We start from the raw sequence: 23,988 nt of genomic DNA, 5'->3' as shown, positions 1-23,988 counted from the left end.
AGTATGCCCTGGAAGGGGACCGGCGTCAGCGTCGCAGCCGAGATCGCCGGTGTCCCACCCAGGCGCAAGCCGAATTGACTGCGCCGGAGTCAACCACTACCGCCCGAGCAGCGGCTCCCGCGACGCCATCCCAGCGGCACCGGCCCGAGCGACGGCATCGGGCAGTGCCGTCAGGAACGCGTCGACGTCGGCATCGGTCGTCGTGTGGCCGAGCGTGATCCGGAGCGCACCACGGGCGTCCTGCTCCGACAGTCCCATCGCGAGCAGCACGTGCGACGCCTCGGGCACACCGGCCTGGCACGCCGACCCGGTCGACACCGCGACCCCGGCGGCGTCGAGCAGGAACAGGAGCGAATCGCCCTCGCACCCGGGGAACGTGAAGTGCGCGTTGCCGGGCAGCCGGTCGACCGGGTCCCCCATCAGCACCGCAGACGGCACGGCCGCACGGACCCCGGCGACCAGGCGGTCCCGCAGGGCGACGAGCGACGGGTGCGGCATCGGCTCGGCGACGACCGCGCTGGCCGCGACGCCGAAGGCCGCAGCCGCCGGGGCGTCCTGCGTGCCGCTCCGCACCTGCCGCTGCTGCCCCCCGCCGTGGATGAGGGGTTCGACGGTGGCCTTCCGTCCGAGCACGAGTGCACCGATGCCGACGGGCCCGCCGATCTTGTGCGCGGAGACGCTGAGGGCGTCGAGGCTGGACCCGGCGAACGACACCGGCACCTGCCCGTAGGCGGCGACCGCGTCGCTGTGCACGGGCACGCCTGCGGCGTGCGCGAGCTCGACGATCCGTGACACGGGCTGGATGGTGCCCACCTCGTTGTTCGCCCACAGGAACGTGACCAGGGCGACGTCCGAGGCGTCGGCGAGCCGCGCCTCCAGTCCGGCGAGGTCGACGCGACCCTGCGCGTCCAACGGGACCACGTCGATGACGGCGCCCTCGTGCGTCTCCAGCCAGGTCAGGGTGTCGACGGTGGCGTGGTGCTCGCCGCCCGGGACGACGATGCGGGGCCGCTGGCGGTCGCGCTGGCGAGCCCAGAACAGGCCCTTCACGGCGAGGTTGATGCTCTCGGTGCCGCCGGAGGTGAACACGACCTCCACCGGGTCGGCGTCGAGCGAGCGGGCGACGGCGGCGCGGCCGTCCTCGAGCAGCATCTTGGCGCGCTGACCGGCGCTGTGGATGGACGACGGGTTGCCGACGGTGCCCAGGGCATCGGTGAAGGCGGCGAGCGCCTCCGGCAGGATCGGCGTCGTCGCGGCGTGGTCGAGGTAGACCGACAAATGCACCCCCTGGATCGAGCAGTGTCCAGGATACGCGCCGGTCCTCGTACCCTTGTCGCGTGCACGAGACAGCGATCGACCTGACGCCGGGGTTCTCCCTGGGCGGGACCGTCCCCCGGTTCACCCTGCGGTCCGCGACGGCGACGGACGTCGTCCTGGTCGTGGCGAGCGCGGGGAGCGCCGACGGAGCCGACCCCTCCGACGTGCGGCCGACGCGGTACGCGCTCGAGCGGGTGCCGGACACGGACGTGTGGACCGGCGAGGTCCCCGGGGTCGTGCCCGGCGACCGCTACCACCTGCTCGTCGACGGGCCGGTCGGGCCGCGGCACGAGTTCGACCCGACGCGTCCGCTGCTCGACCCGTACGCGCGGGGCATCCTGCCGACCGGCGACGACGAGGCGGCCGGCCCCCGCTGGACCAGCGTGGTCGTCGACGACGCGTTCGACTGGGGCGGCGTCGTGAAGCCGCAGGTCCCGCTCGACCGTGCCGTCGTCTACGAGGCGAACGTCCGCACCCTGACGGCCGCGAACCCGCACCTGCCGGACCACCTGCGCGGCACGTACGCCGGGGTCGCCCACGAGAGCACGATCGCGCACCTGCACCGCATCGGCGTCACGACGCTCGAGCTGCTGCCCGTGCAGGCGTTCGACACCGAGCGGTGGCTCCGCGATGCCGGCCGGCAGAACGCCTGGGGCTACAACACGCTCGGGTTCTTCGCCCCGCACGCCGCGCACGCCTCGGCACCGGCGCAGCAGGAGGGCGCCGACGCCGTCCTGCGCGAGTTCAAGGGCATGGTCCGGCTGCTGCACGAGGCCAACATCCAGGTCGTCCTGGACGTCGTCTACAACCACACCGCGGAAGAGGGCCTGGGCGGTCCGACGACGAGCCTGCGCGGCATCGACGGCGCGAACCGCTACCGCTGGGCGCAGACCGACCCGCCCCGCCGGGACACCTACTACGACACCACCGGGTGCGGGAACACGCTCGACACCTCGGTCGAGGCGACGGCGGACCTCATCGTCGACAGCCTGGTGTACTGGGCGCGCGAGGTCCAGGTCGACGGGTTCCGCTTCGACCTGATGGCCGCCCTGGCCCGCGACGGCGAGCACCGGTTCGACCCGTCGCACCCGCTGCTCGAGCGCATCCGGAACCACCCGGACCTGCAGGACACCCTGGTGATCGCCGAGCCGTGGGACGTCGGCCCGGACGGCTGGAAGACCGGGGAGTTCGGCGCGGCCGGGCACCGCACGAGCGAGTGGAACGACGGGTTCCGCAACACGGTCCGCCAGTTCTGGCTCACCGACATCGCCGAGGAGCGCCGCACCGGCCTGCCGCAGACCGGGATCGGTGCGCTCGCCGGAGCCCTGACCGGGTCGCGTCACGTCTTCGGCGCCGATCGCGGCCCGCTGGCGAGCGTCAACTTCGTCACCGCGCACGACGGCTTCACCCTGCTCGACCTGGTGTCGTACGACGGCAAGCACAACGAGGCCAACGGCGAGGACAACCGCGACGGCTCGAACGACAACCGCTCGTTCAACCACGGCATCGAGGGTGACACCGCCGACCGCGGGGTCCGCGCCGCGCGCGGCCGGTCGATGCGCAACCTGGTGGCGACCCTGATGCTCTCCGCCGGGGTGCCGATGCTCACCGCCGGCGACGAGCGGAGCCGCACGCAGCACGGCAACAACAACGCCTACGTGGTGTCCGACGACCTGACCCCGGTGGACTGGTCCGACGACGAGGACGCCGAGACGATGACCGAGGCCGTCGCCGCGCTGGCCCGGTTCCGGCAGGCGCACCCGTCGCTCCGCCCCACCCGCTTCGGCGTCGAGGGGCAGGAGACCCCCGGGGCCTCTCGCATGTCCTGGTACGGGCCGGACGGGCACCCGATGACGATCGAGGGCTGGGACCAGCCCGTGCACCGCGCCCTGCAGTACTTCGTCGAGTCGACGCCCGAACACGAGCCCTTCGACCGCGTCCTGGTGGTCGTGCACGGCAGCGGCCGCACCCGAGACCTGACCCTGCCGGTGCGCCAGGACGTCCTCGGGTACCGCCTGGCCTGGTCGAGCGAGAAGCACCGCGACCACGAGCGCCTTCGTCCCGCCGGGCAGGTCTTCACCGCCTACGGCCCCGGCATCCACCTGTTCGAGGTGGCGTAGCGCCGAGCAGGCGGGTGCGGCCCGGCGTCGTGACCGGGTGGCGGACGGGAGGCCCGTGGCGGCCCCGCCACGGGCCTCCCGTCCAGTCCTCAACAGGCTCCACGGCGCGCCCGGCCCTCCACAGCGGACCGATTCCGGGGAACGCGGAGCCGCTCGCCGGGTAGCGTCGCTTCCGTGGCCACCGCAGACCGACCCCGCCGCCCGAAGATCGGGCGCATCCCGATCACCGAGCTCGCCCCGAGGACGCCGAACGGCTTCCCCGGCAAGGCATTCGACGGCGAGGTGATCACGTTCGGTGCAACCGTCTTCCGAGAAGGACACGGCATCATCGGCGCCGACCTCGTCCTCGAACGCCCAGACGGTGGAACCCGCACCGTCCCCATGACCCTCGGTGCCCCCGGCACCGACCGCTACGAAGCCACGGTGCAGGTCGACCACGTCGGCGTCTGGACGTGGCACGTCGAGTCGTACTCCGACGACTGGGCGAGCTGGCTGCACGGCGCACGCCTGAAGATCGCGGCCGGCGTCGACACCGAGGCGACCCTGCTCGACGGTGCCGTGCTGCTCGACCGGCTGGCCGAGGAGACCGACTCCCCCGCCGCCACCCGTGCCGCTGCACGCGTCCGCGACACCGACCTCGACCCGGCCGAGCGCCTGGCCGCCGTCGACGACCCGCGGATCGTCGCCGAGGTCGAGGAAGCCCCGCTCACCTCGCTCCGGACCCACTCCGCCACCCAGCTGCTCGACGTCGAACGCACCCGCGCCGGCGTCGGCGCCTGGTACGAGTTCTTCCCCCGCTCCGAAGGCGCGAAGAAGAACCCCGACGGCTCCTGGAAGAGCGGCGACTTCCGCACCGCGGCCCGCCGGCTGCCCGCCGTCGCCCGGATGGGCTTCGACGTCATCTACCTGCCGCCGATCCACCCCATCGGCACCACCGCCCGCAAGGGGCCGAACAACACGCTCACGCCCGGGCCGAACGACCCCGGCAGCCCCTGGGCGATCGGCTCCCCCGAGGGCGGGCACGACGCGATCCACCCCGACCTCGGCACCGAGGACGACTTCCGCGACTTCGTCGAGACGGCGAAGAACACCGGCATGGAGGTCGCGCTCGACTTCGCGCTGCAGTGCTCCCCCGACCACCCCTGGGTCACCCAGCACCCGGAGTGGTTCACGCAGCGTGCCGATGGCTCCATCGCGACCGCCGAGAACCCGCCGAAGCGCTACCAGGACATCTACCCGATCCAGTTCGACACCGACCCCGAGGGCCTGGTCACCGAGGTCGAGCGTGTCCTGCGGCACTGGATCGACTTCGGCATCCGGATCTTCCGCGTCGACAACCCGCACACCAAGCCGCTCTGGTTCTGGGAACGGGTCATCCGTGAGATCCGCGACGAGCACCCCGACACCGTGTTCCTCGCCGAGGCGTTCACCCGCCCGGCGATGATGCGCGCGCTCGCCGAGGCCGGGTTCCAGCAGTCGTACTCGTACTTCACCTGGCGCAACACGAAGGACGAGATCGAGGACTACTTCACGGAGCTCTCGCACGAGACGAGCGACTACCTGCGCCCGAACCTCTTCGTGAACACGCCCGACATCCTCACCGAGTACCTGCAGTTCGGCGGCCGTGCCGGCTACAAGGTGCGCGCGGCACTCGCCGCCACCGGTGCGCCGACGTGGGGTATGTACGCCGGGTACGAGCTGTTCGAGGACGTCGCCCGTCCGGGCTCGGAAGAGAACATCGACAACGAGAAGTACGAGTACAAGCCGCGCGACTTCGCCCTGGCCGAGGCCGAGGGTGCGTCGCTCGCGCCGTACGTGACGATGCTCAACCGCCTCCGGGCGGCGCACCCCGCGCTGCGACAGCTGCGGAACCTGCACGTGCACGCCGCCGACGACCCGGCGATCGTCGTCTACTCGAAGCACCTGTCGGGCGAGTACATCCGGTCAGGACGCGCCGACACCGTGATCGTGGTCGCCAACGTCGACCCGCACTCCGCCCGTGAGACCACCGTGCACCTGGACCTCGCCGCACTCGGTCTGCCGACCGAGGGCCTGTTCGACGTCCGTGACGTCGTGACCGGTCAGCGCTGGACCTGGGGCGCGTCGAACTACGTCCGCCTGGACGCGTTCCAGGAGCCCGTGCACCTGCTCGTCGTGGAAGGACCCCACCGATGACCCCCGAACCGACCGACCCCACGAAGCGCGGACCGGCCGTCCCGCCGGTGCCGCCTCCGCCGCCGGCCGTGCCGCGGTACGAGCCGAAGGTGTCCGCGCCCGACGAGGACCTGCCCGGCGCTCCGCCGGCGCAGCGCGAGGCGCCCGACCGCGGCGTGGCGGAGTCCGCCACGCTCGCCGGGCACCCCGCCGACCCGACGCACCCGCGGCAGCCGTCCGTGGCTGCCGCGGCATCGTCGGACGCCCCGACGGCCCCGACCAGCGGCGCTGCGCCCGTGGTCCGCCCGGCCTCCGTCGACGCGCCCGTCGCCCCCAGCGCCGCTGCTCCGGCGCCGACTGCTGCCTCGGCTCCGGCCGCCACCGGTGCGGCCACGGATCCGCGTCCGGCTCCGATCGAGGACTGGCTGCGTCTGCAGGTGGCCGAGGGCCGCTGGTCCCAGCCGCACGACGTGCTCGGCCCGCACCCGGTCGACGGCGGCACCAGCGTCCGCGTCGTCCGGCACCTGGCCCGCGCGGTGCGCCTCGTGCGCCCCGACGGCGACGACATCGAACTCACGCACGAGGGCGACGGGCTCTGGGCCGGTGCCACTGCCGAGAACCTCGGTCGCTACCGCGTCGAGTCGGAGTACGACTACGACGAGTCCACGGACGAGGACGACGCCACCTGGACCACCGACGACGCGTACCGGTTCCCCCCGACGCTCGGCGAGCTCGACCTGCACCTGTTCGGCGAGGGCCGTGACGAGCAGCTCTGGCACCACCTCGGCGCACACGCCCGCACGGTCGACGGTGTCGACGGTGTCGCGTTCGCCGTCTGGGCACCCCGGGCCACCGCCGTCCGGGTGATCGGTGACTTCGAGGGCTGGGAAGGTCGCACCACCGCGATGCGCCGTCTGAGCGATCTCGGCGTCTGGGAGCTGTTCTGGCCCGGCGCCGTCGTCGGCCAGCGCTACAAGTTCCAGATCCTCACCGACTCCGGGTGGGTGGAGCGGGCCGACCCGTTCGCCCGCGAGGCCGAGATCGCGCCCGCCACGGCCTCCGTCGTCACCGAGTCCACGTACACGTGGTCCGAGGGCGACGCCGCATGGATGGAGCGCCGCGCACAGACCACCACGCACGACGCCCCGATGAGCGTCTACGAGGTGCACCTCGGCTCGTGGCGCCCCGGCCTGTCGTACCGCGAGGTCGCCGACCAGCTCATCGGGCACATGGAGTACACCGGCTTCACCCACGTGGAGTTCCTGCCGCTCGCCGAGCACCCGTTCGGCGGCTCGTGGGGCTACCAGGTCACCGGGTACTACGCACCGACCGCGCGCTTCGGTTCGCCGGACGACCTGCGCTACCTGATCGACCGCCTGCACTCTGCGGGCATCGGCGTGATCATGGACTGGGTCCCCGGGCACTTCCCGAAGGACGAATGGGCCCTCGGGCGCTTCGACGGCTACGCGCTGTTCGAGCATCCGGACCCCCGCCGCGGCGAGCAGCTCGACTGGGGCACCTACGTGTTCGACTTCGGACAGCCGCAGGTGCGCAACTTCCTGGTCGCGAACGCGCTGTACTGGTTCGAGGAGTTCCACATCGACGGCCTGCGGGTCGACGCGGTGGCCTCGATGCTGTACCTCGACTACTCCCGCACCGACTGGCTGCCGAACATCCACGGCGGCCGCGAGAACCTCGACGCGATCTCGTTCCTGCAGGAGACGAACGCGACGGCGTACAAGCGCTACCCCGGCATCGTGATGATCGCTGAGGAGAGCACCTCGTGGCCGGGCGTGACCCAGCCGACGAGCGCTGGCGGACTCGGCTTCGGGCAGAAGTGGAACATGGGGTGGATGCACGACTCGCTCGAGTACGTGCAGCGCGACCCCGCGTACCGCAGCTACCACCACGACGAGATCACGTTCTCGTTCGTCTACGCGTTCAGCGAGCAGTTCACCCTGCCGATCAGCCACGACGAGGTCGTGCACGGCAAGGGCTCCCTGTACGGCAAGATGCCCGGCGACGAGTGGCAGAAGCTCGCCAACGTGCGTGCGTACCTGGCGTTCATGTGGGCGCACCCCGGCAAGCAGCTGCTCTTCATGGGCCAGGAGTTCGCGCAGCCCGCCGAGTGGTCCGAGGCGAAGGGCCTCGACTGGTGGCTCCTCGACCAGCCCGGCCACCGCGGTGTGCAGGACCTCGTCGCGGAGCTCAACCGCGTGTACAAGGACTCCCCTGCGCTCTGGACGCACGACTCGACGGCCGACGGCTTCGAGTGGCTCGAGGGCGGCGACGCACCGCACTCGACCCTCGGGTTCCTGCGGAAGGACGGCGACGACCGGGTCGCGGTGTTCGTGAACTTCTCCGGCGTGCCGGTGGAGCGTCGCTTCGGGCTGCCGACCGCCGGCGAGTGGCACGAGGTGCTCAACACCGATGCTGCCGAGTACGGCGGCTCCGGAGTCGGCAACCTCGGCGTCGTCACCGCAGAGGACACCCCGTGGGCGGGCCGCCCCGCCTCGGCGCACCTCGTGGTGCCGCCGCTCGGTGCCGTCTGGCTGAAGCTGGCCCAGTAGCCCGGCCAGCGTCCGCGACGCGACCGACGGACAGACGGGAGGCCCGGTGCCAGCTGGCACCGGGCCTCCCGTCTGTCTCGTGCCGGGCGAGCGGTTGTGCTCGGGACGCCGTCGTGTCCTCGAGACGCCCCCGAGACGCCGAGACGCCGCCGGATTCGGCGGCGTCTCGGTGTGACGACGGCGTCTTCTTCGCCGTCCGGACCCCGCGGGTCTAGTACAGGGCGTTCGCCAGGCGGCGACGCGCCGCGACGACGCGCGGGTCCTCGCTGCCGATGAGCTCGAAGTACTCGACGAGCCGGACGCGCAGGGCCTCACGGTCCTCGCCGAACACCGTCGGCACCAGGTCGAGCAGTCGCCCGAAGGCGTCGTCGACGTGCCCGCCGGAGATGTCGAGGTCGGCGACCGCGAGTTGCGCCGGGACGTCCTGCGGGCCGGCGGCAGCGGCCGCACGGATCTCGTCGGCCGTCCGGCCGTTCAGCCGGTCGAGCAGCGACACCTGTGCGAGCCCGGCCACGGCCATCTGGTCGTGCGGGTCCTGCAGGATCGCGGTCTTGTACTCCTCGATCGCGGTGGCGTAGTCGCCCTGCTCGATCGCGTCGTACGCGGCCTGGTGGTGCGGCGGGAGCGGCTCCGGCTCCGGTTCGCCCTGCTCAGCGTCGACCTCGGTCGCAGCGCCGGCGACGGTCACGCGACCGGCCACGCCGTTCTGCTCGGCGGCCTGGAGCACCTGCTCGTAGACGTCGCGGACCTGCGCCTCGGGCAGTGCCCCGACGAAGAGCCCGAGCGGGCGTCCGCCGATCACGGCTGCGACGGTCGGGATCGACTGCGCCTGGAACGCCTGCACGAGCTGGGGGTTCGTGTCGGCGTCCACCTTGGCGAGCACCACGCGGCCGTCGTACTCCGCGGTGAGCTGCTCGAGGATCGGCGAGAGCTGCTTGCACGGCCCGCACCACTCGGCCCAGATGTCCACGATGACCGGGACGACGTTCGACAGCTCCAGGACGTCCTGGAAGGTCGCGTCGGTGACGTCGATCACGAGCGACGGGACGGTCAGGTCGGCACCGTTCACGGCGCCGGCCTCGGTGCCGGGAACGGCTCCGCCGGCGGAACCCGCCGGGGCCGGAGCACCGGACGGCTGGGGCGGCCGCTGTGCACGGTCGACGAGGGACGACAGGTCCACGGCTCCGCGGAGCCCGGACGGGGTCGGGGGGATGTTGCTCATTGCACCTCACTCGCTGCGGTCAGGCCCTGTGTGAACCCGAGCAGGACCACTTTGCCATCCGAGGCGACCGGCGGCACGTAGAAGAGCAGCTGGACGCTGTAGGTCGCGCTGATGCCCTTCTTGCTCGTGTCCACGCCGGACAGTGCCTTGACGGCACCCTCGGTGTTCACCTCGGCACCCGAGGCGGTCGGGGTCACCTTCTCGATCTCGTCCAGGTCCGCGGAGACCAGGGCGCCGGCGTCGTCGGTCGCGATCGCGACGGCGGAGTCGGCGGGCACCTCGGACGAGTACTCGATCTTCGCCGTGTCCGGCAGGGCCTTGGCCTTCTTGTCCTTGTACGCCTTGCCGATGGTGGTGCGGAGCGCATCGCCCTCGGTCGCGAACAGGTCGGCGTACTCGCTGGCGGTGTCCTTCGACAGGATGTCGCCGTAGGCGGTCGCGACCTGGTCGGGCTGGATCGTCAGGAGCTTCGACTCCGGCGCGAGCAGTGCGGCACCGATCGTCGTCGGCGCGAGGCTCGGGATCTTCGCGTCGGCCTCGAGCGAGACGTCGTACGCCACCTTGTAGGGATCGCGGGCGGTGTCCTGCACCAGGGTCAGGGCCTGCGGCGCGGACTTGGCGTCACAGTCCTCGGCGACGATCGTGAAGACCGTTCGGGGCCAGGTGTCGGTCTGCTGCGGCAGCGCGACGCACACCTGCGCGGCCGAGATCGCCGGCGGTGCCTTGACGTCCGAGTCCTTGCCGCGGATCGAGTAGTTCGCCAGACGGAGGTCGAGCGCCGCTCCGGAGAACCGGGTCCGGACCAGGTCGCGGTCGCGCGCCCCGTCGGCCTGCTTGGCGACGGCGGCGGTGCGCTGCACGATGCGGGTGATCTGCTGCTTGGTCGCAGCCGTCGGCTCGGTGGTCTCAGCAGCCCCCGTGGCGGTGGCCGTCGGGGTCGGCGTGGCGAGCGACGGGTCGCCGCCCTGCGGCCAGTAGTCCGAGGAACAGCCGGCCAGGGTCAGGGCGCCGACGAGCAGCACCGGGACGCCGATGAGCGCGCGCGTGCCGCGACGACCGCGGCGCGGCACCTGCGCTCCGGCGGCGGCGGCTCGACGGGACGCACGCACCCGCGGCGGGCGGCTGCCACCACTGCGACGGCGGGGACCGCGGCCACGGCGCTGGTGCAGGAAGGCGAGGACGAGCAACACGAGACCTCCGAGGACGAACACGCCGCCGGCCACGAGCAGCGGACCGACCGCCGGCGTCGCGGTGTCCTGCGGCCAGGTGACGGACACGTCGCTCGGTGCTGCGGCCTTGCCGTCGCTCACGACGAGGACCGAGACGTCCTGCGGCAGGCGGACGGTGAACTGCCCGGCACCGTCGTACTCCTGGTACCAGAGGTCACTGCCCTTCGGCGAGGGGACGCTGGTCTCGCTGCCCGAGGTCGACCCGACCAGCGACCCCTTCTCGGCGTCGAAGCGGAGCGTGGTGTGCTCGGCGTCACCGATCCAGGCGTCGACGTCGGCGGTCTTGCCGTAGGCCGCGAAGACCTTGCCGGAGCCGGACACGTTGATGCGCTGGTAGCCGGGGTTGGCGTTGAGCGTCGTCCCCGGGATCACGGTCACCGGGGCGGAACTGGTCGTCGAGCTCTCGGCCACGAGCGAGGACGGCGGCGCGAACACGGTCCGCTGTCCCACCGCCAGCGCCACGAGCAGCAGACCGATGACGAAACTGACGATCGCCAGGACGAATCGCACGAACTCTCTCCCTACCGCGCCGGGGTGGGGATGTCGGCGCGCGAATCAGCGACTCAGGATAGCGAGCAACGCTGGACAGCGCATCAATCCGCGCTGTCGCCGGACTCAGACGACCCGCTCCGGCCGCCACTACAATCGACCGCGGGCCGATCCGGGCCCTCCGCCGAGCACCCAGGAGCGACACGTGGCGAACGACGAGGCCGAGTTCGGGACCGAGCTGCGGGGGTACCGCCGCGACGAGGTGGAGCGTTCGCTGAACGACCTGCGCCGCGAGCTCATCAAGTCGAACAACGACCGCGCCGACGCCGCGAAGGAGATCCGTCTCCTGCAGGCCCGGGTCTCCGAACTGCAGGGAGAGCTCGACGAAGCCGGCACCCCCACGTACAGCGGACTGGGCACCCGCCTCGAGTCCACCCTGCGTGTGGCCGAGGAGCAGTCGACCCGCCTCATCAGCCAGGCGGACATCGACGCCCAGCGCCTCCGTGCCTCGAGCCGTTCCGAAGCCGAGCGCACCGTCCGCGAGGCCCAGGAGGAAGCGCGCGACACCCTCGAGGACGCCCGCACCCGCGCCACCAACGAACTGACCCGCGCCCGCGCCGAGGCAGCCGACACCGTCGAACGTGCCCGGGCCGAGGCCGGTCTGCTCACGCAGGACGCCCGCAACGAAGCCGCCGCGATCCGCGGGGCAGCCGTGACCGAGGCCGCCGAGGTCCGTTCCGTCGCCATCCGCGAGACGAACGCACTGCGCGCTCAGGTCGAGCACGAGGTCGCCGAGCTGCGCGAGATCGCCCAGCGCGAGTCCGCCGACGCCCGCACCGCTGCCGCCGAGCTCGACCGCGAGACCGAGCACCGCCGTTCGGTCTTCGAGGCCGACCACGCCCGCCGCACCGAGGACCTCGACCGCGAGGAGACGACCCGGCGCGAGGCCCTCGAGCGCGAGGTCACCGAGGGCCGCGCCGCCTGGCACCGCGAGCGTGACGAGGAGCAGCAGGCACACGCGCTGGCACTCGAGACCGGTCGCGCCGAACTCGAGTCCGAGGTCACCCGCCGCCGCGCCGAGCTCGACACCGAGGTCGCCGACCGCCGCCGCGAACTCGACGAGGAACTCGCCGCCGCCCGCGCCCAGTGGGACCGCGAACTGGCAGCAGCCCGCACCGCACTCGAGCAGGAGATCGAGGCGGCCCAGGCGCAGCTCCGCGTCGACGAGGAGCAGACCCGCGTCGAGAACGCGCGCCTGGTGCAGGAGACCGCCGACCGGATCGCCCGTGAGCTCGAGGAGCACGACGCCCGGATCGCGCAGGAGCGCGCCGAGGCCGATGCGGCAGCCGAGCGCGCCGTCCGGGAGCACGAGAACGCCATCGCCGCCCGACGCGAGCGCGAGCACGCCGAGGTCGACACCGAGATCGCCGACCGCCGCACCGCCGAGCTCGGGGTGCTCGAGGCCGAGCGCACCGCCCTGCGGCAGGAGATCGACACCGCACGCGCCGCCCTGGTCAAGGAGCGCGACGAGGTCCGTGCCGAGATCGCCCGGGAGCGCGACGAGGCCCGCACGACGCTCGAGTCGGAACTCGCCTCCCGCCGCGACGACGCCGAGCAGGACTACCTGCGGAAGCACCACGAGACGGTGACCGAGACGCAGAAGTACCTGGACGAGGCCAACCTGCAGCTCGCCGAGGCCACGCGCCGCGCGGCCGAGGCCCGCGAGCGTGCCGAACGCCTGCAGCAGGAGGCCGACGACCTCGAGCGCACCAGCACGGCCGAGGCACAGGAGCACGCCCGCACCATCGTCGCCGACGCGCAGGACCGGGTGCACCGGATGGTCGCCGACGCCGAGGAGCGTACCGCCGGCGTCATCGCCGAGGCCGAGGACCGCCTGGCGGCGATCCGCACCGAACGCGAAGCCGTCGCGGGCTACCTCGAGAACCTCCGCGGGGTCCTCACGAACGCCACGGGCCTGCTCGGCACGGCACCCGCCGCGGCGTCCGCTGCGGACGCTGACGACGACGTGGACGCGACCGACCGCTGACGGTCCACGGCCTGGAGGCGCGACCCGCGCCTCCAGGCCGTCCCACCTGGTGCAGGTGGCGGGCCGCAGGGCGTCGTGCGGACGCGCTCAGACGGGCCAGTGGGTCGGCAGCGGGGCGCTGCCCGGCACGACGAGGTCGGCGATCGCGTCGAGGACGATCCTCACGTACCGCTCCCCCACCCACAGGTGCTTCGCACCGTCGACGGGCACGACCCGGACGTTCGGGGCGAGCGCGAACCGTGCCACCGCGGCCTCGGGCTGCAGGAAGTCGTCGTGCTCGGGGACGAGCGCCACGACCGGGACCCCGACGGCAGCCCAGCGGGCGAGCTCCTCGTCCGAGGTGCGGTGCAGCGGCGGTGACAGCAGGACGACTCCGGCGACCGTGCCGGCCTCGACGTGCTCGAGTGCGTGCTTGAGGATCACCTCGGTGCCGAAGGACCACCCCACCAGCCACGGGGTCGGCAGGCCGCGGTCGACGACCTCGGCGACGGCGGCACGCAGGTCGAAGCCCTCGGACACACCATCGCCGAAGACACCCTCGGACGTGCCGCGCGGAGACGTGACGGACCGGAAGTTGAACCGCAGCACCGCGATGTCGGCGAGGGCGGGCAACCGTGCCGCGGCCTTCTTGAGGACGTGCGAGTCCATGAACCCGTGCGCGGTCGGCAGGGGGTGGAGCGTGACGATGGTCCCGCGAGCCGGGGTGTCGGCCGGCTCGGCGAGTTCACCGACGAGCGTCAGGTGGTCGTCCGTGACGAGCTCGACATCGGTGCGACGGGCCGGCAGCACGGTGGCGGACCGGATCTCGGTGTCGTGCGGCACGTCGTGCTCGGTCATGCGATGCTCCAGCAGTGGTTGTGCCAGTGCCGGCGCGACGCCAGGTCGGCAGCATCGCCGAGCACGCCGTCCGCACGCCAGACCACCACGTGGGCCGTGCCGGGCAGGACGCTTCCGCCGCACCCCGGGCAGATGTACTCCTTCTGCGCCGACGCGGCCGAGATCGGCTGCACCTGGTACTCGCGACCGTGACGGACCTCGGTGCGCTTCCACGAGCTCATCAGCCGGTCGAGGGTGGTCTCCTCGTCAGGCTCGACGTCGCGACCACGGGGACGCCGCGGTCGGTTGCTGCGCGGCACCCGAGCAGCCGATCAGTACCAGTTGTTGGCCTGGCTGTGTCCCCAGGCACCGCAGGGGGTGCCGTAGACGCCGGCGATGTAGTTGAGACCCCAGGTGATCTGCGTCGCCGGGTTGGTCTGCCAGTCGGCGCCGGCCGTGGCCATCTTGCTGCCGGGGAGGGCCTGCGGGATGCCGTACGCACCGCTGGGGTTGTAGGCGTTCACCCGCCAGCCGGACTCCTTGTTCCACAGCGAGACCAGGCAGTTGTACTGGTCGGTGCCCCAGCCACGAGCCGTGACCTGCTGCAGGGCGATCGCCTGCGCGCTGCCCGGGTCGGGCGTCGCGGCGGTGGCGGCGAGCGTGTTGGCGGCCGAGACCGGCTGGTTCTCGGTGGCCGCGGCGTCCGCGCCGTCGTCGGTGGTCTCGGCGTCGGCGTCGGCTTCGTCCTCTTCGACGACGGGCTTGACGACCTTCGGGGCCGGGACGGTGACGTCGTAGCCGTCACGGTCGGCAGCGGCCACGGCGTAGGTGCCGTGCGCGGTGTACTGCTGCGGCGCCGGCGGCGTCTTCACGAGCACCGGGGTGTCGACGGCGGCCTGTGCCACGTCGGCCTGCAGCGGGTTGAACAGCGAGCCGCCGACGAACAGGAACACGCCGACGAAGGACATCATCGGGGCGACCGCGCGCTTGCGGGCGACGGCGTTCACCGACGACGCGGTGGGCTTGACGAGCTTCGGCGTCGCACGGCGCTGCACCGTCGCGGTGCGCTGCTTCGCGGGACGCTGGTCGGCGTCGACCAGAGCATCGTGGGCGAAGGACGCCACACGCTCGTCGGAGACGCGGTTCGCCGCCACCGACTTCGGCGTGGCGACCGGACCCGTCGCCGCGGGCGCTGCCAGCGGGGTCACCCCGAACGCCGACGTCTCCGTCGTGCGGGTTCGCTGCATTGCCGCGCGGCGCTCACCGGAAGCCTGGAGGCTGAGGTGCTCGCGGGTATCGCGGTCGGAGCTTGAGTCTGCCGTGTGCCTGCCCATGAGTAGGACCAGGGTAACGGAACGATCACGGAAAGCGAAGCACCTGGGGACAGCGCGTCGTCACCGGACAGCGAGCATCACTTCGACGACGGCGTCGAGCAGGGCGTCGACCTGCGCCTCGCGGTACCCGCCGTGCTTCGGGCGGAAGACGATCGAGCGGACCTCGGTGAGGCTGAGCGGCTTGCCCTCGCGGAAGTACCCGGCCAGTCGGGCGGCGAACGCGTCGACGTCCTTCGGGTGGTAGCCGGTGCCGAGCACGCTGACCCGGCTGAACCGCTGCCCGTCGGGCCGCTCGAGCCGCGCCACGACGTCGGAGGCCTTCGTCCGTGCCTCGGCGTACCAGGCCTTCTTGCCGACCTCGCTCATCTCCCGCTCACGCTCGCGGGCCGCGAAGGCGTCCTCGAGTCGCTCGAGTGCGGCGTCGACGTGCGACGTGGAGTAACCGCCCTTGCGCATCGAGAACGCCGTGGCGCGGATCTTCGCGGCCTCGATGCCGGGGGCGCTGTCGTCGGCGGAGTACGCGCGCCGGGCGTCCTCGAGGAAACGCTCGACTTCGTCGACGTCGTAACCGAGGGCGGAACGGGCTGCGGTCGGGAAGGTGGTGGCCACGGCGTCATTCTGCCAGTCCCCGACCGTGGCACAACCTGGACGCGCTGAGTGCGGCGTTCAGCCCGGCCCGACAGCGGTCAGTGGTTGACGATCAGGTACAGCACGTAGGCGACGGCGGCGGACGGCAGGATGCTGTCGATGCGGTCGAGCAGGCCGCCGTGTCCGGGCAGGAACGACGAGATGTCCTTGATGCCGAGGTCGCGCTTGATCATCGACTCGGTCAGGTCGCCGAGCGTGGCCGAACCGGAGATGAGCACACCGAGCAGGACACCGGTCCACCAGGGCAGCCCGAGCATGAACACGGCCACCAGGATGCCGACGACGATGCTCGCTGCCACGGATCCGGCGAAGCCCTCCCACGTCTTCTTGGGGCTGATGCGGGGAGCCATCGGGTGCTTGCCGAGGTTCAGCCCGGTGGCGTACGCACCGGTGTCGACCGCCACGACGACGAGGATGAACCCGATCACCCAGAGGTTGCCGTCCGGCTGGGCGGAGAGCAACACGACGCACGCGCCGAGCAGCGAGATGTAGGCCTGCACGAACAACCCGTTCGTGAGGTCTCGGGCGACGTTGCCGGCCGGGGGCTTCTGCCGCACGACGGCGACCTCGAGCAGTCGCCAGACGCTGATCAGGACGATGCCGCCGAGCAGGGTGAACAGCGCCGCCACCTGGCCGAGCAGGAACGCCGCCGGCACGATCGCGATCGCGACGGCAACGCTCGGGATCCGCGGGACGTCGCGGCCGGCGAATCGCATCGCGCTCGTGAGTTCGTAGACGCCGACGCCCAGCAGGAACGCCGCGACGACCATGAAGGACGGCGGCCAGAGGAGCAGCGTGCCGAGCATCACGACCGCGAACGCGAGCGCGATGCCGATCGCCGCCGGCAGGTTGCGCCCGGTCCGCGCGGTCAGCGCTTCGTTGCGCGCGCCGAAGTCGGCCTTGCGCTGGCGGAGCTGCGCCTCGAAGTCGGTGCGCGCCGCTCGTGCGCGCGCATCGAAGTCTTGACGGAGCCCCTTCTTCACGGGCCCGCTCGACGCGGGCCCGTGCTCTGCTGTGGGGCGGTCATCGCCCTGGTCGGAGCGACGCATCAGACCTCGAGGAGTTCGGCTTCCTTCTTCTTCAGCGACTCGTCGATCTGGTCGACGTGCTTCTTCGTCAGGGCCTCGAGGTCCTTGTCGCCGCGCGAGATCTCGTCGTCGGAGATCTCACCCTTGAGTGCGTCGAGGTCGTCCTTGGCCTTGCGGCGGATGTTCCGGACGACGACCTTGTGGTCTTCGCCCTTCGTCCGCACGAGCTTGACGAATTCCTTGCGGCGGTCCTTGGTGAGCTCCGGGATCGTCACGCGGACGATGTCGCCGTCGTTCGTCGGGCTGGCGCCGAGGTTCGGGAAGGTCGCGATCGCGCGCTCGATCTCCTTGAGCGCCGTCTTGTCGTACGGCGTCACGATGAGCGTGCGGGCCTCGGGGGTCTGCAGCGACGCGAGCTGCGCGAGCGGCGTCGGCGTGCCGTAGTACTCGACCGGGATCTTCTGGAAGAGCGCCGCGTTGATGCGGCCGGTGCGGACGGTCGAGAAGTCGTCCTTGGCGACCTCGACCGCCTTCGCCATCTTCTCGGTGGCTTCGGTCAGGACATCACTGATCACGGTGTTACTCCTTCGGTACTGGCGTCGAGTCTAGTCAGCGCCGGGGGTCAGTTGCTGACGACGGTGCCGATGCGCTCGCCACGGATCGCGGCCTGGACGTTGCCGTCGCCCTCCATGCCGAAGACGTGCATCGGCATGCCGTTGTCCATGCAGAGCGAGAACGCGGTGGCGTCGACGACCTTGAGGCCCTTGAGCAGCGCGTCCTGGTAGGTCACGTGGTGCAGCTTCTCGGCGGTGGCGTCCTTCTTCGGGTCGGCGGTGTACACGCCGTCGACGCCGTTCTTGGCGACGAGGACCTCGTCCGCCTTGATCTCGAGCGCACGCTGCGCCGCCACCGTGTCGGTGGAGAAGTACGGCAGTCCGGCACCGGCGCCGAAGATGACGACCCGGCCCTTCTCGAGGTGCCGCTCGGCGCGCCGCGGGATGTACGGCTCCGCGACCTGGGTCATCGCGATCGCGGACTGCACGCGGGTCGCAGCGCCCGCCTGCTCGAGGAAGTCCTGCAGCGCGAGTGCGTTCATCACCGTGCCGAGCATGCCCATGTAGTCGGCGCGCCCGCGGTCCATGCCGCGCTGCGAGAGCTCGGCTCCGCGGAAGAAGTTGCCCCCGCCGACGACGATCGCGATCTCGACCTCGCGCGCGGCGACGGCGATCTCCTTGGCGATGGTGCCGATCACGTCGGGGTTCACCCCGAGGGAGCCGGCGCCGAACGCCTCTCCCGACAGCTTCAGCAGAACGCGGCGTCGTCCGGTCTTCTCGTCGGTCATCTGGTCCGCACCCTTCGTCGTGGTCTCGTGGAAATGTACTCGCGGATGTGTCGCGCGCGTGTCGTGCCGGCGCGCGCGAAAAACGGGGCCAGGAACCTGGTTGGTTCCTGACCCCGTCACGGGTTCGTTACGCGCCGACCTTGACGCGGGCGAAGCCCTGGATCGTGATGCCGGCGTTCTCGGCGGCCTTCGCGACGGAGATCTTGTTGTCCTTCGCGTAGTCCTGGTCGAGGAGCGACACCTGCTTGATGTAGGCGTTCACCCGGCCCTCGACGATCTTCGGGAGCGCAGCCTCGGGCTTGCCCTCTTCGCGCGTGATCGCCTCGACGGTCGCACGCTCCTTCTCGATGGCCTCGGCCGGGACCTCGTCGCGGGTCAGGTACGTCGGGTTCGCGAACGCGACGTGCTGGGCGATCGAACGTGCCTCGGCGGCGTTGTCACCCTCGTACGCGATGACGACGGCGATCTGCGGCGGCAGGTCCTGGCTGGTCTTGTGCAGGTAGATCTCGAAGGCCGAGCCCTCGACACGGCGGACCGTGCGGACCTCGAGCTTCTCGCCCAGCGCGGCAGCCGACTCGTTGACGACCTCGAGGACGGTCTTGCCGTCCAGCGGTGCGGCGTTGGCGGCAGCGACGTCGGCGGCACCGGCAGCGGCGACCGCGCCCAGCACCTTGTCGGCGAGGGTCGTGAACTTCTCGTTCTTCGCGACGAAGTCGGTCTCGCTCGCGAGCTCGACGACCGTGGCGGCGCCGTTCTCGGAGGTCGCGACGACGACACCCTCGGAGGTGGCACGGTCGTCGCGCTTGGCGACGGCCTTGGCACCCTTGATGCGGAGCAGCTCGACGGCCTTGTCGTAGTCGCCGTCGGCCTCGACGAGCGCGTTCTTCGCGTCCATCATGCCGGCGCCGAGGTCCTCGCGGAGCTTCTTCACGTCAGCAGCGGTGAAGTTTGCCATTGACTGGAGTCCTTTCTGGACTGTACGTGTGTGGAGAGTGGAGTGCAGTCGGGGCGCCGGACCCGGTGGGGTCCGGCGCCCCGGCGACTCACTCGGCGGGGGTGGTCTCCGCGGCTGCCTCGGCCTCGGCCGTCGGCTCCGCGTTCTTCGCCTCGTCGGCGATCGGCTCGCCGATCTCCTTCGCGGCGACCTGCGCGTCAGCGTCGTTCTCCTCGACGGGGGCGGCGGGCGCCTCGGTCGTGGCGGCGGTCTCGCCACCGAGGAGCTCCTGCTCCCACTCGGCGAGGGGCTCGCTGGCCTCGTCCTCGTCGCCACCGTTGTGGCGGGTCTTCAGGCCCTCGGCCGCGGCGTCGGCGACGATGCGGGTCAGGAGGCCGACGGAGCGGATCGCGTCGTCGTTGCCCGGGATCGGGTACGTGATCTCGTCGGGGTCGCAGTTGGTGTCGAGGATGCCGATGATCGGGATACCGAGCTTCTGCGCCTCGTCGACGGCGAGGTGCTCCTTCTTGGTGTCGACGATCCAGAGCGCGCTCGGGGTCCGCGTGAGGTTGCGGATACCACCGAGGGTCTTGTGGAGCTTGTCCAGCTCGCGCTTCTTGATGAGGAGCTCCTTCTTGGTGAAGCCCTTCGTCGTGTCGTCGAAGTCGATCTCCTCGAGCTCCTTCATGCGCGCGAGGCGCTTGGAGACCGTCTGGAAGTTCGTGAGCAGACCGCCGAGCCAACGCTGGTTGACGTACGGCTGGCCGACGCGGGTCGCCTGCTCGGCGATGGAGCCCTGGGCCTGCTTCTTGGTGCCCACGAAGAGGATCGTGCCACCGTGCGCGACCGTCTCCTTGACGAAGTCGTACGCGCGGTCGATGAAGGCCAGCGACTGCTGCAGGTCGATGATGTGGATGCCCGAGCGCTCGGCGAGGATGAAGCGCTTCACCTTCGGGTTCCACCGACGGGTCTGGTGTCCGAAGTGGACGCCGCTGTCGAGCAGCTGGCGGATGGTGACGACGGCCATGTGCCGTCCTCCTTCTGTGTTCTCGGCGCGCAGCCGTGCTCTCGCACGTCGCTGCGGACCTGTTGCGGTTGTGTCGATCACGACCGTCGGTCGTGGTCCCTGGTGTCCTGGCACGCGACCGCCCGCTCGTGAGAGCGGGACCGGTGGTCGGGTACCGAGCCCGTGAGGGCCTGGTGGACACGCGAAGTCAGCGCGCATCAGCACGCTGCTGGATAGATGCTAACAGAAGGGAGGCCCGGATCACGCGCGCCTCGCGGCTGACGTGATCCGGGCCTCCTGTCCGGCGATCCGTGCGGAACGGACGCGGTACGCGACCGGCCGATCAGGCCTTGGCGTCCACCGTGTCGCCGTCGGCGGAGATGCCCATCTCCTCGAGCGAGCGGCCCTTGGTCTCCGGGATCTTGGCGATGACGAAGAACAGCGACAGCAGCGCGAACAGCGCGTAGATGCCGTAGGTGACCGTCAAGTTGAAGCCCGAGAGCACCGGGAACGAGATCGTCACGATGAAGTTCGCGATCCAGTTGGCGGCCGAGCCGATGCCCAGCGCCGTGGCGCGGATGCGGTTCGGGAACATCTCGCCGAGCAGGACCCACATGAGCGGACCCCACGTTGCGCCGAAGGACACCACGAAGAGGTTCGCGAAGATCAGCGCGATGACGCCCCACGAGCCGGGGAGGCTCGGGCTGCCGTCGACGATCGTCGCCTGCGAGAACGCGATGGCGACCATGGTGAGCGAGACGAACATGCCCGCGGAACCGGCGACGAGCAGCGGCTTGCGGCCGACCTTGTCGACCAGGAAGATCGCCACGAAGGTGACGGCGACGTTGACCACCGAGGTGATCGTGGAGATGAGGAACGAGTCCTCCTCCTTGAAGCCGACGGCCTGCCAGAGCGTCGTCGAGTAGTAGAAGATCACGTTGATGCCGACGAACTGCTGCAGCACGGCCAGGATGATGCCCACCCAGACGATCGGCTGGAGCCCGAAGCGGTTGCCCCGAATGGAGCCCTTCTTCTCGTTGGCTTCCTTCTTGATGCCGTCCTGGATCTCCTCCAGGCTCGTGTTCACGGTGTCGCGCGGGACGATCTTGCCCATCACCACGCGCGCATCGTCAGCACGGCCCTTGGTGAGCAGGTAGCGCGGGGACTCCGGCAGCGTGATCGCCAGGACGCCGTAGACGACCGAGGGGATCACCCCGACCAGGAACATCCAGCGCCAGGCGGCCAGGCCCCAGACCTCGGCCGAGGCGCTGCCCGCGGTGACGGCGAAGAGCTGGTCGGACAGGAGCGCGGCGAAGATACCGAGCGTGATCGCCAGCTGCTGGAACGAGGCCAGCCGCCCGCGGATCGCCTTCGGGGAGACCTCGGAGATGTACGCCGGCGCGATGACCGAAGCGGTACCGATGCCGAGACCGCCGACGAGACGCCAGATCACGAGGTCCCACGTCGCGAACGCGAACGCCGAACCGATCGACGAGACGAAGAACAGCACGGCGGCCCAGAACATGATCCGGGTGCGGCCGTAACGGTCGGCGAGGCGGCCGGCGAAGTAGGCGCCGAACGCGCAACCGATCAGGGCCGATGCGACCGCGAAGCCGCTGGCCGCGTCGGAGAGGTTGAACTCGCCCTTGATCGCGTCGACGGCGCCGTTGATGACGGACGAGTCGAAGCCGAACAGGAAGCCACCGACCGCCGCCGCGATGGCGAACAGGGTGACCTTCCCCTTGAACGCACGGTCTTCGCCGTGCCCGGTGGTCGTGGTGGACACGATGCTCCTGGGTTCTGCCGCCGTGCAGTTGTGCAGCACGGTGCCCCGGCGGTCGGCTGGTTCGCCGTCCGAGCGGCGTTGCGTGTTCCGGAGCGGCCCCGACTGTACTCCTCGCTCGGGATCTGGTCATAACCGGGGCGTGATCGGGACGGCGCGGGCCTTGAGCGGCGACGCGGAACGACACTGTCGCCGTCGTACGACGTCGGTTCTGTCGTTTCCGTCCTCGGCACGTTCCTCCCCAAGCCTGGAGGCGCGACTCCCCCTCCACGGATCGCCCACGCCCGCCCCGGGGCCGGGTTCCACCGCCCAGGCTGGGGACATGCGATCGAACGCACGTCCCGTCCTGCTGTCCGTGGTGTGCGCGGCGGTGCTGAGCGTGACCGTGCTGAGCGGGACGGCGGTGTTCGGAGCCGGGGCGTCGGTGGGCTCCGAGGCGTCGGTGGGCTCCGGGGTGTCGGTGGGCTCCGGGGCGTCGGTGGGCACTGCCACCGATTCGGGCCGGGTCGAGGCTCGCTGGGTCTGGCCCACCGGATCGCGGGTGGTCGAGCGCGCCTGGGAAGCGCCGTCCTCGGACTACGCCGCCGGCCACCGGGGCCTCGACGTCCCGGCCGCCCTCGGCAGCACCGCCTCGGCGGTGGACGACGGCACCGTGGCGTTCGCCGGCGCGGTCGGTGGCCGCACCGTCGTGACGATCGACCACGGCGACGGACTGGTCAGCACGCTCGACTCGGTGACGCCCCTGGTCGCCGCCGGCGACGAGGTCGTGCAGGGCGCGCCGGTCGGCCGTGTCTCGGTCGGGCACTGTCCGGCGTCGGCGCCGTGCCTGCACCTCGGTGCTCGCGTCGACGGTCGTTACGTCGACCCGATGGCGTACCTGCCACCGGCCGAGTGGCCGGTGCTCCTGCCCGAGTCGGCATGGCCCGGTTGAGCGGAGCCGCCCGGGACCGACCGGGAACCGACTGGAACCGGACGGGACGCACGTCGGCGCAGCGTCAGGCGCGCGGGTGCGCCGTCCGGTAGACCTCGCGCAGCCGGGCCGACGACACGTGCGTGTAGATCTGCGTCGTGCCGAGGCTGGCGTGACCGAGGAGCTCCTGCACCGCGCGCAGGTCCACTCCCCCGTCGAGCAGGTGCGTCGCCGCGGTGTGCCGGAAGGTGTGCGGCCCGCTCGGGCCCTCGCCCGGCAGGTCACCGAGCAACCGCGCCACCACGCGGTAGGCACTGCGGACGCCGAGTCGGGCGCCACGGTCGCCGAGGAACAGCGCCGTGCCTGCCGGTCCCTCCGCCCGTGCTGCGAGGGCGGGCCGTCCGCGCTCGAGCCACGCCTCGAGTGCGTCCCGTGCCGGCACCCCGAACGGCACCACGCGTTCCTTGCCGCCCTTGCCGAGCACCCGCACGGTCAGGCGTCCGCGATCGACGTCGGTCACGTCGATCCCGACGAGTTCGCTGACCCGGATGGCCGCGGCGTACAGGAGCTCGACCACGGCCAGGTCCCGCAGCGCCGCCGGGTCGTCCGTCGCCGCTCGGGCACCGAGCCCGTCGAGCAGGGCGCGCACCTGGTCGGCCGACACGACGCGGGGAAGGTGCGCCCCGCCCTTCGGTGCACGGAGCCGGACCCCGGCGTCGGTCGTCGTCACCCCGGTCTCGCTCGCCCAACGCGTGAACGCCCGCACGGACGAGGACCGCCGAGCGATCGTCGACCGGGCGAGCCCCCGGTGGTCGGCGTCCCACAGCCAGTCACGGAGGAGCTCGAGCTCGACGTCGGCGACGCGGTCGACCCCTCGGGTGTCCGCGAAGGCCACGAGCTGCTCGAGGTCGTTGGCGTACGCGCGCAGGGTCTGCTCGCTGAGGCCCCGCGCGTGCCGGGCATGCCCGAGGAAGGCGTCCACCGCCATCACCAGTCGACCGTCCGTCCGCGCAACCACGACGTCAGCGTACGGCTGTCG

General features: G+C 71.4%; 19 protein-coding genes. 5 read left to right on the top strand and 14 right to left on the bottom strand.

Annotation, left to right across the window (positions count from 1 at the left end):
- Positions 1-96: 96 nt before the first annotated feature.
- The gene (locus DEI98_RS10255) at positions 97-1,278 is read right to left on the bottom strand and encodes a cysteine desulfurase family protein (protein ID WP_111100676.1); all 1,182 of its coding nucleotides are present in this window, start codon (positions 1,276-1,278) and stop codon (positions 97-99) included.
- A gap of 59 nt (positions 1,279-1,337) precedes the next feature.
- Here DEI98_RS10255 and DEI98_RS10250 point away from each other — a divergent pair, with 59 nt between their 5' ends.
- From DEI98_RS10250 to glgB, 3 genes are all read left to right on the top strand, one after another.
- Positions 1,338-3,437: a glycogen-debranching protein gene (locus tag DEI98_RS10250; RefSeq protein ID WP_111100675.1), complete on the top strand. Its 2,100-nt coding sequence runs from the start codon at positions 1,338-1,340 to the stop codon at positions 3,435-3,437.
- A gap of 174 nt (positions 3,438-3,611) precedes the next feature.
- Complete coding sequence (locus tag DEI98_RS10245) at positions 3,612-5,612, top strand: alpha-1,4-glucan--maltose-1-phosphate maltosyltransferase (RefSeq protein ID WP_181438009.1); 2,001 nt, start codon at positions 3,612-3,614, stop codon at positions 5,610-5,612.
- Positions 5,609-8,161: a 1,4-alpha-glucan branching protein GlgB gene (gene glgB / locus DEI98_RS10240; RefSeq protein ID WP_111100674.1), complete on the top strand. Its 2,553-nt coding sequence runs from the start codon at positions 5,609-5,611 to the stop codon at positions 8,159-8,161. Before DEI98_RS10245 ends, glgB begins: the two co-directional genes overlap by 4 nt.
- A 211-nt stretch (positions 8,162-8,372) precedes the next feature.
- Here the strand turns inward: glgB and DEI98_RS10235 are convergent, their stop codons facing one another.
- Together DEI98_RS10235 and DEI98_RS10230 are read right to left on the bottom strand one after the other, a co-directional pair.
- Positions 8,373-9,383 (bottom strand): tetratricopeptide repeat protein, encoded by a 1,011-nt coding sequence (locus DEI98_RS10235; protein ID WP_111100673.1) that lies wholly within the window; start codon positions 9,381-9,383, stop codon positions 8,373-8,375.
- Positions 9,380-11,122, bottom strand: a complete 1,743-nt coding sequence (locus DEI98_RS10230) for a hypothetical protein (protein WP_111054720.1) — start codon at positions 11,120-11,122, stop codon at positions 9,380-9,382. The genes DEI98_RS10235 and DEI98_RS10230 overlap by 4 nt, the downstream gene beginning before the upstream one ends.
- Before the next feature lie 184 nt (positions 11,123-11,306).
- Here DEI98_RS10230 and DEI98_RS10225 point away from each other — a divergent pair, with 184 nt between their 5' ends.
- Complete coding sequence (locus DEI98_RS10225; protein WP_181438008.1) at positions 11,307-13,148, top strand: hypothetical protein; 1,842 nt, start codon at positions 11,307-11,309, stop codon at positions 13,146-13,148.
- 87 nt (positions 13,149-13,235) lie between these two features.
- On the opposite strand, the gene DEI98_RS10220 is transcribed toward DEI98_RS10225, so the two are convergent.
- From DEI98_RS10220 to DEI98_RS10175, 10 genes are all read right to left on the bottom strand, one after another.
- On the bottom strand, positions 13,236-13,985 hold the full coding sequence (locus DEI98_RS10220) for an alpha/beta hydrolase (RefSeq protein ID WP_111100672.1): 750 nt from the start codon (positions 13,983-13,985) through the stop codon (positions 13,236-13,238).
- Positions 13,982-14,284, bottom strand: a complete 303-nt coding sequence (locus DEI98_RS10215; protein ID WP_110863985.1) for a hypothetical protein — start codon at positions 14,282-14,284, stop codon at positions 13,982-13,984. Before DEI98_RS10215 ends, DEI98_RS10220 begins: the two co-directional genes overlap by 4 nt.
- A 12-nt stretch (positions 14,285-14,296) precedes the next feature.
- Complete coding sequence (locus DEI98_RS18890) at positions 14,297-15,211, bottom strand: lytic transglycosylase domain-containing protein (protein ID WP_258370795.1); 915 nt, start codon at positions 15,209-15,211, stop codon at positions 14,297-14,299.
- A 147-nt stretch (positions 15,212-15,358) separates the two neighbouring features.
- Positions 15,359-15,907, bottom strand: coding sequence for a DivIVA domain-containing protein (locus DEI98_RS10205; protein WP_071406375.1), 549 nt, complete (start codon positions 15,905-15,907; stop codon positions 15,359-15,361).
- A 77-nt stretch (positions 15,908-15,984) separates the two neighbouring features.
- A complete protein-coding gene (locus DEI98_RS10200) occupies positions 15,985-16,929 on the bottom strand; it encodes a phosphatidate cytidylyltransferase (RefSeq protein WP_110864057.1) in 945 nt (314 codons plus the stop codon).
- A 65-nt stretch (positions 16,930-16,994) separates the two neighbouring features.
- A complete protein-coding gene (gene frr / locus DEI98_RS10195; RefSeq protein WP_027465871.1) occupies positions 16,995-17,549 on the bottom strand; it encodes a ribosome recycling factor in 555 nt (184 codons plus the stop codon).
- A 47-nt stretch (positions 17,550-17,596) separates the two neighbouring features.
- Complete coding sequence (gene pyrH, locus DEI98_RS10190; protein ID WP_071406376.1) at positions 17,597-18,316, bottom strand: UMP kinase; 720 nt, start codon at positions 18,314-18,316, stop codon at positions 17,597-17,599.
- A 127-nt stretch (positions 18,317-18,443) separates the two neighbouring features.
- The gene (gene tsf, locus DEI98_RS10185) at positions 18,444-19,271 is read right to left on the bottom strand and encodes a translation elongation factor Ts (protein ID WP_027465873.1); all 828 of its coding nucleotides are present in this window, start codon (positions 19,269-19,271) and stop codon (positions 18,444-18,446) included.
- Positions 19,272-19,359: 88 nt separating this feature from the next.
- Positions 19,360-20,277, bottom strand: coding sequence for a 30S ribosomal protein S2 (rpsB, locus tag DEI98_RS10180; protein WP_027465874.1), 918 nt, complete (start codon positions 20,275-20,277; stop codon positions 19,360-19,362).
- Between the two features lie 322 nt (positions 20,278-20,599).
- On the bottom strand, positions 20,600-22,042 hold the full coding sequence (locus tag DEI98_RS10175) for a sugar porter family MFS transporter (protein WP_258367097.1): 1,443 nt from the start codon (positions 22,040-22,042) through the stop codon (positions 20,600-20,602).
- Between the two features lie 319 nt (positions 22,043-22,361).
- Here DEI98_RS10175 and DEI98_RS10170 point away from each other — a divergent pair, with 319 nt between their 5' ends.
- Positions 22,362-22,970: a murein hydrolase activator EnvC gene (locus tag DEI98_RS10170; protein ID WP_181438007.1), complete on the top strand. Its 609-nt coding sequence runs from the start codon at positions 22,362-22,364 to the stop codon at positions 22,968-22,970.
- A 64-nt stretch (positions 22,971-23,034) separates the two neighbouring features.
- On the opposite strand, the gene DEI98_RS10165 is transcribed toward DEI98_RS10170, so the two are convergent.
- Complete coding sequence (locus DEI98_RS10165; RefSeq protein ID WP_375334814.1) at positions 23,035-23,967, bottom strand: tyrosine recombinase XerC; 933 nt, start codon at positions 23,965-23,967, stop codon at positions 23,035-23,037.
- Positions 23,968-23,988 lie beyond the last annotated feature (21 nt).

The organism is Curtobacterium sp. MCLR17_034, assembly GCF_003234485.1.
GTDB classification, from domain to species: domain Bacteria; phylum Actinomycetota; class Actinomycetes; order Actinomycetales; family Microbacteriaceae; genus Curtobacterium; species Curtobacterium flaccumfaciens.
The sequence above is the reverse complement of the archived record's forward strand: the minus strand, read 5'-3'. Positions and strand labels throughout refer to the sequence as shown.